Here is a 12,221-nt window from a genome sequence, read left to right as displayed (position 1 = left end):
GTAATTGGTTTACTCATTGTTGTTACTGTACCTCACTAGACTAGGAAATGCTATACCTCAGCCTGTGTATCAATTTTATCACATGCTTTCTGGCATGTCTTTATCTTCAATCAATCGAGTTATCGAACAGAATTCAGGAGTCAGGAGTCAGAATTCAGTTGGGTATTCTGTATGACTGGCGGATAGCGCAGCGTTAGCGAGTAATCGAGCGTCTTGATTCTGACTTCTGAATTCTTCTTCAATCTGAATTACACCTGAAGTGCCTTTAAAATGGGAAAATATTAAGAATTATTGGGAGGAATCAATCGTCATGACTATGATTGTTGCGAAGTGGACGATTGATGAATATCACCGCATGATTGATGCTGGCATTTTGAGCGATCGCAAAGTAGAACTACTTAAAGGAGAAATTGTCGAAATGTCTCTAGAAGGGGAACCTCACGCTTATAGTAGTGGTGAAGCCAGTGACTATCTAGCAAAGTTATTGGCTGGACGCGCCAAAATTCGTCAAGCTAAACCAATTACTCTACCCAACGACTCGGAACCAGAACCAGATATTGCCATTGTCCAACCTTTAGGACGCGAGTATCGACAGCATCATCCATATCCAGGAAATATTTTCTGGTTGATTGAGTACGCTAACTCTAGTTTAGAAAAAGATTTAGAGTAGGAACTGCTTTACTTGATGAGCATGAACTTGTCATACAGTTTACTGAGGGCGGTTTAGTAACAATTGAGGAGTTATAGTTGCTATTTGGGTATATCGAATTTCTATCACCAGCAACGAGAATTATTACTCCAATGATCAAGCGACTTTGACAAACAAATACACATCACCACGTTGATATTTCAACTGAAATTTTTGATTATTTTTAAGTTGATCGACTAAGCTAGCAGCAAACTCCTGGCTACTTGACCAGCCAGGATGACGGACATTCAGTAATACATAATTAAAAACATTTAAATCACCAGGTGGGGAATCGGCGTTTGTATATGTAATCAATTTTCGGTTGCTTAAATGTGGACAAATCTGTGCTGTGGTGTAAACACTTGCTTGAGTTTGAATCTGAGCGATCGCTTCTTGTATAGCTTGTAGAGTGTCTATATATACTAAATACTTGTCTCCAAAATAAGTAAATTTTGCCAGACTTAAAAACGCCACCAATGACCACAGGATAATCCCCCGTCTATTTTGTAGCCATCCCCTACCTGCGGCGAGAGTAGAAATTACAGCCAATAACAGGAATGACATCGCTGGAATTAAGCTGCTGCATCCAAACAAAATTAAGGTACTCACGCCAATTACCCAACCAAGATAATCAAGCTAATTCAGTTTTTTCCTCATGCCATCAAAAAAGTATTCATCGTGAGTCTTTTAGATACATAATTAGCAATATTATTCACTACCCTAATCAGCCCTAAATGTATCGCACAAATATTGTAAACCTATTTACAAAAAGAACTATAATTTTCACAGAAAAACAATGGTTATTTAGCTTACTAGTAATATCTCTAGTTCTCTGGCTAATATTTTTAGGAAACTCCCCTTTACGAGACTGGGATGAAGGTACTTACGCTCTAGTTGCTAGAGAAATTTACCGGACTGGTAACTGGCTTTATCCCACCCTTCAGGGAGAACCATTTTTATTAAAACCGCCTTTGATGCAATGGTTAATTGCTTGGTGCTACCAACTAGGAGGAGTGCAAGAGTTTACCATACGCTTACCTGGTGCGGTTTTAACTGCCTTGGGTGTGCCTTTGCTTTATTTGGTGGGGCGTTTGGCTTTTAAACAAAATTTACCTGCTCTATTTGCTGCTTTAGTGTACTTGACAATGTTGCCTGTGGTGCGTCATGGACGACTGGCAATGTTAGATGGGATGACTATTTCTTTTTTCTTGCTGTTATTATTTTGTCTTTTGAAGGCACGTCAGAACCGAAAATATGCTCTAGGTGTGGGATTTTGTCTGGGGTTAATTATTCTCACTAAGGGGATGATAGTTTTGTTATTCGGGGCGATCGCCTGTTTGTTTTTGCTTGCAGATCGGCAATTATATTTGTTGAAAAGTCCCTATTTATGGGTGGGAATTTTGTTAGGAAATACCCCTGCGATCGCTTGGTATATTGCTCAATGGCAACATTATGGTAATACATTTTTAGAAGTGCATTTTCAAGCACAAGCCTTTGACCGCCTTACACAAACTGTTGAAGGTAATAACGGGCCTGTTTGGTACTATTTATTGGAATTAGTCAAATATGGTTTTCCCTGGTTGTTATTTTTACCTGGAGGGCTTTATCTAGCTTGGAAAAAACGTTATGAAACTTGGGGTTCTCTAGTTCTTTTGGGCACAATTATTTACTTAGGAACTATTTCTTTTATGAGAACTAAGCTTCCGTGGTATGTCATGCCTGTATATCCATTTTTAGCCTTAGCAATTGGTGCAAATTTGAGCGAAGTTTGGCAGAATCGTCATTTTCGAGTGCGATGGACAATATTTTTGGCTATTATTTCTATTGCTGGTTTAGGAGGTTGTGTTTACTTTTTTATTAAGAAACAGCTTATTTTGATAGTCATGAGCATTGTTTTGGTAACAAGTATGGGCATTGCAGCATGGCTAGTTAAACAGCGCGATCGCAACTTTATTCTTGTATTATTTACAGGGATGTATTTAGTTTTAACCCTCTTGGTAAGTTCCCAATCTTGGATTTGGGAATTAAAGGAAGCTTTTCCAGTCAAGCCAGTAGCAGCATTAATTCGCCAACACGTCTTACCAGGAACAACAATCTATAGCTCATTTGCTTATAATCGTCCTAGTTTAGATTTTTATAGCGATTGCAAAGTAATTTCTGCTTCTGTTGCTGCTTTAAAAGAACATTTTTATAATAAATCTTATTTATTATTAGATAATACGACTTTACAGCAGACAAATTTATCTGAATATCTTGTTTTAGGGACTGCTGATAATTTTACTCTGATTTCACCATCAATTAAGTAATACATGATATAGCGGTTCCCAGTTGAGTGAGGTACAAAAACCCCACCCCCAACCCCCTCCCCGCTCTTCGATAGGGGGCTATGACTTACCTCATCTGATTAGAAAAAGCTATATGATATTAGCTAATAGTTTTTTCAAAAAGATATACATTGTCTTGTTGATATTGCAAGTTATATTTTGACTGAGTTTTCAAAATATCCACTAAGTTAGAAAGAGATTCTGAAGTGGCAGCCCAACCTGGGTGGCGGACATTGAGTAAGATATAATGAAACTTATTCAATTCAGCAATATCTTGAGAAGGATTATATTTAAAACTAATCAACTCTCTATGGGTTAAATGTGGAGTAATTATATCTGTAGTTAAAACACTATCTTTAGTTTTAACTAGAGCGATCGCCTCTTTTGTGGCTGACCAATTATCCATATTATGGAGATATTTTGAGCTAAAGAACCCAACTTTGCCTAAAGCAAAAAACCAAACTAAAGACCATAAAACAATTGCTTGTCTTTGTTTTATCGATGCTTTACTTGCTGCCAGGCTACTAATTCCAACTAAAATAAGAAATGGAATTGCTGGTAAAGAATAATGCAAAACTAGATTTTTTTGCGAGGGATGATCGGCAAGCAAATTTAGTAATACACAAGGAATTATACCTATTAAAGGTATGAGATATTGTGGTCTTAAAGCCCAAATAATCGGTGATAATAAAAAAACTAAATATTCTAAATTTATAATTGAAAAAATGTTGTTAAAAATGATTTCCGGTTGGAATAATAAGATTTTTACCATTTCGGAAAATGAGTTTCCTAAATAGCTATAGCGATAAAGATGACGGGTAAGTAAAGCTGCTTCGCTACCAAAGAAAGGGATAATAATGCAGTTAGCAATTAAAAACCACATTGTACCGCCAATAATAGCGATCGCACCGGATAAACGGCGCTTTTCAAACAAGAGTAACCAAATCCCCATAGCCACTACAGTCAGGGATAATACAGCTTTACAACCTAATACCAAAAGAATACTGAGGCAAAACCAAACTATTTTTCTCGATCTAGCAGCGAAAATTGCCATCAATAGTGCAGGGACAGCGATCGTATCTGGGTGAAAATCGCATAAATTGCTATTATAAACCACCGGATACATTAGATATATAGCAACTATTGCGACTGCCAAATTTTCTTTTAAACCTGCTTGTAGCGCCAGAAAATATGTAGGTAAAGCACCCAATGCTAAAGCAACAGACTGGACTGCAAATAGCCAATAAACACTAGGATAAATTTTGTACAGTAAAGCCAAAGGATATAAAATCCAAGCAGCATGATCGGCTAAAACGTGAAAACCAAGTACAGAAGAAACTGGCGGCTGTCCCTGACTAATTAAGTAAATTCCTTGGTCAAAAAATGCTAAATCCCCAGATGAATTAAATAACTCATGTCGTAAGCTGCTGGAGATAAATAAAATTAAAGTACTAATGCCGATAATTACTCTGATATTATTCATTTTTTGCAGTCATTCTATTACTTAAATCTTATTTACAAAGAAAGGCAGGAGGAAAGAAGTATTATATTACAAAGAAACTTCTAGTTGTGGATTTAAAGTCCACTAGTATATATAAAACACTCCTGAGTTCTGAATTCTTCTTATAAAAAGAATTGTATTGAGACGCATGGTGCTTTAGCGTAGCGGCACGAAGTGCGATACAAAGCGTCCTTACTCCTCCTGTCTCCTGAACTTCACTACAAATTTTTATTGATATTCGAGGAAAATTCAGCTTGTAATTTCGGATAAATCACATCACACTTTTGTACAACAAACCAAAGTGCAAAACCTAGAGGTATTGAAAATAGCTGGATAAATATGGGAGTTCCCAAATAGCCAAAAAATGATGCCATTTGCACAACGATAGCTACCCAAAGATATCGGGGAAAGTAAAAGGCAAAGATAATCGAAAAGATATCGGCAGGATAAAAATATCTTTCGTGCATTTTGGGCAGTATATATGGCATAAATAAAACTGATATGGTCGCTAAGTGTATCAGTCTGTCTTGAGTAATTTTTAGTCTACTTTTATAAACAATATATGCCAATAGAAATATTGCAAATATAGTTAATGTTAAAGCTATAGGGACAACAATATTATATAAATTATTAGGAATCCATTGATAAAGATTAGGTGCGCCTTTAGCCAATTCTTTATATTTATTAGCTTGGTTAAAGTATACTAATAGCAATTCTAATATCGGTCTTCCCATTAACCAAGGTGGCAAAACTGCAACTATATATACTGCTGGAATTAATGGTAAATAATACCAATGGATTCTTTTTTTGAGCAAGAGAATCAATAATAAAGGTGCTAAAAACATAGCTTGCAATTTAAAAGAAAGTGCAACGCCAAAACTAAGTAAGGCTGGAATTTCTTTTTTAATGCATAAAAAGTAAGTACAGGCAATTAATCCGGTTGTATAGATGCTGTCACATTGACCCCAAAGGGCACTATTATATATAACAGTGGGACTCAAGATCACTGCCAAAAAAGCAAATATGGGTTTCCTACCCTCTGGGTATTTTAGTCTGACAATTTTGTAAGTTAAAAAAGCACAAAGAAAATCAACACTCATTGCAAAAAGCTTGATTGCAAAGATTTTCGGCAATCCAGACAGCAGGGTGGCGGAGATTAAAATCCAGTAGAGGTAGGATGGTGTGTAATCAGCAAAACTATATTTTAGAGCGCTGAAGCCGCCATGAGATGCAATAAAATCATACCAAGGCTCTAAAAAATATTTATAATCTACTGATTTATTCGGAACACAAACTAATCGAATCACCACTGCTAATATAGTGCCAATAGTGAAGTATCCAGAAACTAGGGATGGGAAAGAGTTTAACAGCTTATTTAACTGACGTTTCACTAGTTTTAATAATGTCTTATCGAAAGTTTTCGTTATAAATTGTACCAGTCTAAGTTGGCAGTGTCGAAATATTAAATCAAGAGGAGGCTCTATTATGTTTGCCCCATACTACGATCCTTCGTTTGTAACTTCAACAGGGGATTGACTAGATTGGGCTAGATAGATACCCACTAAAACTACGGCGAAAGTCGCCCAGTCAAATAAACCTACCTGTTCTGAAAAAATAAACCAAGCAAAAATGGAAGCCAGGACTGGTTCAAGGAGAAGTGTGACGGCGACGACGCTTGAAGAGATTCTGCTGAGGCTATAAGCTAAAAGTCCCTGACCCAATACTTGGCAGAAGAGGGCTTGGAAAATGATGAAAAACCAACCCGTCCAGGAATAGGGTAATAGCCGATCTTCGAGGAATGGGAGTACGGGTAGTAGAAACATCGTTGTCACTCCACAGCGCCACAGCATGATAGTTGCGGTGCTAAACCGGGTTCTGAGTCGTTCTATTAGCAGCATACACGTAGCCATGAAAACCGCAGTTAGCAATGCTAAGGTATCACCCAGTATTTGATCAGTTGCAAATTGCACTTTATTGAGTTCAAATGCGATCGCTCCCCCCAAGGCTACAATCAGTCCAATCACGAATCTGTTATCGAAGCGCCGACCGAATAACACATACCCAGCCAAAGCAACAAATAAGGAGTTCAAATTAGATAGTAAAGCAACATTGGCAACACTAGTTTGACTCAGCGACCAAGCCCACAAAAGAAGGTAGGTTCCAGCAGAGGTTCCCATAGCCAACAATAGCCACACTTCTTGACTCGTAAAAGGCTCATTTTCTATAGGTTCATTGTCAGACTGTTGGCTACGGAAAGCCTCAAGTAAATTCCACAGCGCAAAGACAATTGTGGCAATCCAACTGCGATGAAATACTACAGCATTTGCACCAATTTCTTGTTGACATAATTTAGTCAGAGATGGTGCTAAAGATATGGGAATTAGGGCAAATAATAATGATGCAGTTCCTAAGAAAGCTGGTGTTTCGGAGAATTGTTGCTTTAGTAATGACAGTTTGCTCGTCATACTTTTAACGAAAGTGTTAACTATAGTTGTGACTGATTCCTGGAGCGGGAAATTAACAACACCTTGGCTAGATACGGCTAAGTATAAACCCATTAAAACTACAGCGAAACCTAACCAATTTGAGAAAGTTAATTTTTCCGAAAATATGATCAGAGCGAAAATGCCGCTAAATACTGGCTCTAAAAGATGCACCAATGAGACAACCACTGAGGAAAATTTGGCAAGACAATAGGTCAAAAGCCCATGACCTAAAACTTGGCAAATCAGCGCTAGGGAAATTACCCAAAGCCACCCACTGACTGTAGAGGGGAAAAGCTGATCTTGAGTGAACAAAAGTATGGGGAAGATGACTAGGGCACTAATCGCACTGATCCACAACTGGATCGTGGTTGGATTAAATTTAGTTCGTAATTTTTCTACGATTAGCAGGTATCCACTCAAGAAAATTGCAGAAACGATCGCAGCAAAACCCCCTTGAACTTCATCTGTGGCAATTTGCAACTCCTCAAATTCTATAGCGATCGCTCCCCCAAGGGCGATGACCATCCCAATTAGGAATTGGCTATCAAAACTCTTACGATATAACAGCCAGACCCCTAAACTAGTAAATATAGGGGCGAGATTATGTAAAACACTAGAGATTGCGACGCTAGTTTCAGTCAGTGACCAAGCCAAAGAGACTAAAGTGCCAGCCCAAAAAATTCCAGCGCTTCCCAGTAGCCAGAGATCCTGGCTGGTGTAAAATTGCTGTTCTTCAGGTTTGTCTAAGGAAAGTCGCTGACGTATTGCCTTGTATCCATTCCATACCAAGAAGAACACACTAGCAAGCCACAAGCGATTAAATACAGTGGCATTGGGGCTGAGTTGAGTTTCGCTCAATTTCACGAAAATAGAGCCAAAAGATATGGCACCTACACCGATAAATAATGCAGCTAGGGCTATCTTCCTTTGATTGGATACATTAATTAGGAAATTTAAATTCAACTTCTCACCAATAAAGAATCAAACCTCTAACCAACCCAATGCTCTTGGGCAAATCCTACAGCTATTTTGGCTAGTAGTGTCACAAAAGCGCCCAAGATTAAATATCCCTGACGAGGATGGCGAGATAGCAGCACACCAATGGCTATATTCAAAGGCACAATACCATAAGCGAGACGGCTCAAGGAGATAGTGCCTCCAGAAGCTAGCAGCAAACCAATACCGCAAAAGCCATAAATAACGGTAACTGCGGTCAGTTGTGTGCGTAAGCGCCATAACACATAGCCACCACCCAAGACCATGAACAAGTTGAGCAAGTTATTGATCCACTGTTCGCTTGCTAGGAGCAACAGAGATAAGACTAAAGCATAAAAGCTGTAGAATAATCTCACAGAATTCAAATGTTGACGGAAGCGCCATAAAAGATAGCTACTGGCAACGATCGCGCCCAACAACACAAGATACCAGGGATCTTGAATCCCACCAGAGGAGTTTTGCACCCAACCATATTGCCAGTTTTGTGTGCCAACTGCAATTTGCATGAGCATATTTAACCAACCGTGCCAATCAAATCCCAGAGTTGGTCGCCATCCTCGTTGTGCTTCGATAAAAGCTAAAGGGTTGCCAAAATAAATCGCACAATACAAACTGAATAGAAGTATGCCAATGGCGGTAACAAAAGCAGCGATATAGGCAATGGGTGGTCGGCGTTCTTTCCACGCTGCGATCGCTAATGCTGGAATTAGTGCCATACCTGTAGGACGTGTTGCTGTCGCCATCGCCCCCCACAGCCCAGTCCAGCCATACTGCTTTTGATCGAAAGCCCGCAAAGCCGATGTACTCAAAAACAAATACAGCCCCTCTGTGTAAACCACCCCCGTAAACATGGAAGATGGATATAAAGAAACTACAGCAGTAGTCCAGTGCGCTGCATTGATGCCATAATGCTCCTTAACCCAAAAATACAAACAGTAAAGCGCTGCGAAAAATGCCAAGTTATTGACTAACGTCCCTGCTAATTCAAACGGCAAGCCCAGTTTCATCAAAACCCAGATGCTTAAGGGATACAGGGGAAAGAAGGCAAGATTATGTTGCTTACCATCATTCACAAATTCATATCCAGAAGTTGCGATCGCTCGATAATGCATACTATCCCAGGCATCAAAAACCCCCCAGCCAAAATGAGGCAAAAATTCTTCTGCTGGTAACGGTAGTTTTGGCGCAACCAGCAACATAGCACTCCAAATGAAGATTCGACTGGCAACCCATATTGCTGCTGGAAACAGGAAATCATTTTTCCATAAAACTTTTTTTATAACTATCTGAACTTTGACCATAGGGTTGAGTGCTTCACCAAACTCCTTTCTGCATCCTTTTACCTATGGCTGTAACACAGCAATTTATGAGTAACATTTTGCATATTAAATCCTCCACCAACATAATTAACAAACTGCACAGATTAGCAATTAATTGAAATTATTTCCGATTTGGTTACTTTTGCCAATTCTCTAAAAGTTTATCTTTTAAAATATAGTATTTATAAGTACAATTTTTGTCTAGTTATATGAAAATTTGTCATTTGTCATTTGTCATTGGTCATTGGGCATGAAGAAGAGACAAGGGAGACAAGGAAGAGGGGGGAGACAAGGGAGAGGGGGAGAGACTTGTTCAATAATTCCCCCTTGTCCCCCTGCTCCCTGCTCCCTGCTCCCTGCTCCCTGCTCCCTGCTCCCCTGCTCCCCTGCTCCCCTGCTCCCCTGCTCCCCACTCCCTCTTTTGCCCTCAGTGTATCGATTATAGTGATTGCTGTTATGAAAGAGTCCCCAGCAATTTATAGTGGGAGTTGTCTGTAAATCCTTAAGCAATTGTGAAAGCGATTACTCTTGTTGGTTCCACTGGTTCTATTGGTACTCAGACTTTAGATATTGTCACTCAGTACCCAGATCAGTTTCGGATTGTGGGATTGGCATCTGGGAACAATGTAGAGATGTTGGCTGCTCAAATTCGGCAGTTTCGACCGAAAATAGCAGCAATTTGCTCAGAAGATAAATTACCAGCGCTCAAAGAAGCTATCATTGACCTCGATCCCCAACCGATTCTACTAGCAGGCGAGGCTGGAGTGATAGAAGTAGCTCGCTACGGCGATGCTCAAACTGTTGTCACTGGGATCGTTGGTTGTGCTGGTTTGCTACCCACGATCGCAGCCATTGAAGCTGGTAAAGATATTGCCTTAGCGAACAAAGAAACCCTGATTGCTGGGGCCCCTGTGGTTCTACCCCTAGTCGAAAAACATGGTGTAAAATTACTCCCAGCCGATTCCGAACATTCGGCAATCTTTCAATGTCTCCAAGGTGTGCCAAAAGCTGGCTTGCGGAAAATCTTGCTCACCGCATCTGGTGGGGCTTTCCGAGACTGGGATGTAGAAAAGTTAGCAGATGTAACCGTTGCTGACGCTCTTAAGCATCCTAATTGGTCGATGGGGCGGAAAATCACAGTAGACTCTGCTACTTTGATGAATAAAGGACTGGAAGTAATTGAGGCTCACTTCCTGTTTGGGTTGGATTATGACAATATCGAAATTGTCATTCATCCCCAGAGCATTATTCACTCGCTGATTGAACTGCAAGATACTTCCGTTTTAGCTCAACTCGGTTGGCCGGATATGCGCTTACCTTTGCTGTATGCCCTATCTTGGCCCGATCGCATCTATACCGACTGGGAACGACTAGATTTAGTCAAAGCTGGAAATTTAACCTTCCGAGAACCAGATCACCAAAAGTATCCTTGTATGCAGTTGGCTTATGCAGTGGGTAAAGCTGGTGGTTCGATGCCTGCTGTGTTAAATGCCGCTAATGAGCAAGCTGTAGCTTTATTTTTAGATGAAAAAATTCGCTTTTTAGATATTCCTCGGTGTATCGAATGGGTGTGCGATCGCCATCAAAACGATCATCGTGCAAATCCCTCTTTAGATGACATTTTGGCAGCAGATAAATGGGCAAGACAAGAAGTTTTAATAGCGACTGAAAAGTTAGAAACTCAATCGCGGATAATTTCTTTGCGATAAAAACCTTTAATTCAGATACCCAAAAGGCAGATTTTCTGGCTTTTGACCAATTCTTATTTAGCCTTCAGTCTAATGCTGAAGGCTAACGGTTAAATCCATCTGCGATAATTAGTGCAAGAAAAGCGACAGAAAGGGAGTGTCAACAATATGAGTCAGGAACCTGAGTTTCCTTTTGAGAGGGCAAGACGAGTTACATCAGAAGAAAACCAAAAATTCAGAGATGCGATCGCGGATCAGTTTGGGGTTACACTCAGAAAGCGTGAACGACCTGCTAAGGGTGAAGAAGAAAAGTATGAGCCAATTTCTATCAGATTTCATCCTAAATCATAGCCTGGGCAAAAGAAGAGGCAGAAAAACGAGGGGTCGGCTACCAAACGGTCATCAATGAAGCACTATTGGATAAAATAGGCTGATAGTAGGACTTAAGCTATCTTAAAAACCTAAATAAATCTGAAATTTAGCGATCGCACTCCAACTCAAACGCTAATAATTCCGTAGCCGTAAGGCTTGTCGTCAGACATCGCATTCTCCCCAAAATCACCAAAACGCAATGATAATTTGTACTTCGAGCGCGATCGCCTAAATCCCAAAACAACCAAAAGGCGAACTGACAAGTCAGCGCTTCGCTATCGCACTTTCTCTGCAACCCTAATAAATGCGATCCCACTCTCCTCAAATAATCTAACTCTTGTATCTTGTGATTATTGATACAAAAGCTTTCAAAAAGCCTTTCCAGTAATTCTGCCAAATTGCCAAATAACTTGCCTTTGCTCTGCATTTTTGTCTCATTTTCAGGTACTATGGCATTGGCACAGTTACACAAAAAATCTGAGCTTTAGTATCTATTCAAAATTAGGTCTAATAGCTTTAGCACTAGTAATTGTTACTCAGATCAAAGTTTATCTTTTCTGAATAAACGGGTTCTCAGATAACGGCTACTGTTAAGGAATTTATATATTATGATTGCTACGTTGATTGTAGCTTGGATTGTCTTCATAATATTATGGAAGTTGCTAAAGGCAACCGTTAGTAGTGCATTAACTATAGCGGCAATCCTTGTTTTATTAAACATCGGTTTTGGCGTTACTCCGCAAGATATTTGGAATCATATAACGCAGTTTGCTCAAACTCTCTCGCAGATCCAAATCGGCAAGTGAAAAATGAATTGTGAATGCAAAATTCAGAATTATTTTTTTGG

10 protein-coding genes and 1 pseudogene are annotated in these 12,221 nt (G+C 39.6%); 5 read left to right on the top strand and 6 right to left on the bottom strand.

The genetic code is table 11. The features are described 5' to 3' along the window. Positions 1-310: 310 nt before the first annotated feature. Positions 311-667: pseudogene (locus HWQ36_RS07315) on the top strand (Uma2 family endonuclease); the annotation flags it as partial. A gap of 138 nt (positions 668-805) precedes the next feature. Here the strand turns inward: HWQ36_RS07315 and HWQ36_RS07310 are convergent. After that, positions 806-1,297 carry a DUF2079 domain-containing protein gene (locus HWQ36_RS07310; RefSeq protein ID WP_292699811.1) on the bottom strand — a complete coding sequence of 164 codons (492 nt, stop codon included), beginning with the start codon at positions 1,295-1,297 and terminating at the stop codon, positions 806-808. 125 nt (positions 1,298-1,422) lie between these two features. Between HWQ36_RS07310 and HWQ36_RS07305 the strand changes: the two genes are divergently transcribed. Beyond that, positions 1,423-2,994 carry a glycosyltransferase family 39 protein gene (locus HWQ36_RS07305; RefSeq protein WP_292699808.1) on the top strand — a complete coding sequence of 524 codons (1,572 nt, stop codon included), beginning with the start codon at positions 1,423-1,425 and terminating at the stop codon, positions 2,992-2,994. 118 nt (positions 2,995-3,112) lie between these two features. Here the strand turns inward: HWQ36_RS07305 and HWQ36_RS07300 are convergent, their stop codons facing one another. The 4 genes from HWQ36_RS07300 to HWQ36_RS07285 form a co-directional block, all read right to left on the bottom strand. Continuing rightward, entirely contained in the window at positions 3,113-4,495 is a 1,383-nt protein-coding gene (locus HWQ36_RS07300) for a DUF2079 domain-containing protein (RefSeq protein WP_292699805.1), read from the bottom strand. Positions 4,496-4,731: 236 nt separating this feature from the next. Next, on the bottom strand, positions 4,732-5,904 hold the full coding sequence (locus HWQ36_RS07295) for a hypothetical protein (RefSeq protein ID WP_292699803.1): 1,173 nt from the start codon (positions 5,902-5,904) through the stop codon (positions 4,732-4,734). Between the two features lie 108 nt (positions 5,905-6,012). Then, complete coding sequence (locus HWQ36_RS07290) at positions 6,013-7,962, bottom strand: EamA family transporter (protein ID WP_292699800.1); 1,950 nt, start codon at positions 7,960-7,962, stop codon at positions 6,013-6,015. A gap of 26 nt (positions 7,963-7,988) precedes the next feature. Continuing rightward, on the bottom strand, positions 7,989-9,296 hold the full coding sequence (locus HWQ36_RS07285; protein ID WP_292699797.1) for a mannosyltransferase family protein: 1,308 nt from the start codon (positions 9,294-9,296) through the stop codon (positions 7,989-7,991). 530 nt (positions 9,297-9,826) lie between these two features. On the opposite strand from HWQ36_RS07285, the gene dxr reads away from it, so the two are divergent. Further along, complete coding sequence (gene dxr / locus HWQ36_RS07280) at positions 9,827-11,023, top strand: 1-deoxy-D-xylulose-5-phosphate reductoisomerase (protein WP_292699794.1); 1,197 nt, start codon at positions 9,827-9,829, stop codon at positions 11,021-11,023. A 147-nt stretch (positions 11,024-11,170) separates the two neighbouring features. Beyond that, positions 11,171-11,353 carry a hypothetical protein gene (locus HWQ36_RS07275; protein ID WP_292699792.1) on the top strand — a complete coding sequence of 61 codons (183 nt, stop codon included), beginning with the start codon at positions 11,171-11,173 and terminating at the stop codon, positions 11,351-11,353. Positions 11,354-11,480: 127 nt separating this feature from the next. Here the strand turns inward: HWQ36_RS07275 and HWQ36_RS07270 are convergent, their stop codons facing one another. Further along, positions 11,481-11,801: a hypothetical protein gene (locus HWQ36_RS07270; RefSeq protein WP_292699789.1), complete on the bottom strand. Its 321-nt coding sequence runs from the start codon at positions 11,799-11,801 to the stop codon at positions 11,481-11,483. 181 nt (positions 11,802-11,982) lie between these two features. On the opposite strand from HWQ36_RS07270, the gene HWQ36_RS07265 reads away from it, so the two are divergent. Beyond that, positions 11,983-12,180, top strand: coding sequence for a hypothetical protein (locus HWQ36_RS07265; protein WP_292699786.1), 198 nt, complete (start codon positions 11,983-11,985; stop codon positions 12,178-12,180). Positions 12,181-12,221: the final 41 nt, after the last annotated feature.

This window comes from Nostoc sp. NMS2 (assembly GCF_017115105.1).
Taxonomy (GTDB): domain Bacteria; phylum Cyanobacteriota; class Cyanobacteriia; order Cyanobacteriales; family Nostocaceae; genus Nostoc.
This window is presented reverse-complemented; position numbering and strand designations above follow the sequence as displayed.

Bases quoted from the DNA above. Each gene is read 5' to 3' on its own strand.
- HWQ36_RS07305 (WP_292699808.1), top strand. From the start codon at position 1,423: ATGTATCGCACAAATATTGTAAACCTATTTACAAAAAGAACTATAATT.
- HWQ36_RS07300 (WP_292699805.1), bottom strand. From the start codon at position 4,495: ATGAATAATATCAGAGTAATTATCGGCATTAGTACTTTAATTTTATTT.
- HWQ36_RS07285 (WP_292699797.1), bottom strand. From the start codon at position 9,296: ATGGTCAAAGTTCAGATAGTTATAAAAAAAGTTTTATGGAAAAATGAT.
- HWQ36_RS07275 (WP_292699792.1), top strand. From the start codon at position 11,171: ATGAGTCAGGAACCTGAGTTTCCTTTTGAGAGGGCAAGACGAGTTACA.
- HWQ36_RS07270 (WP_292699789.1), bottom strand. From the start codon at position 11,801: ATGCAGAGCAAAGGCAAGTTATTTGGCAATTTGGCAGAATTACTGGAA.
- HWQ36_RS07265 (WP_292699786.1), top strand. From the start codon at position 11,983: ATGATTGCTACGTTGATTGTAGCTTGGATTGTCTTCATAATATTATGG.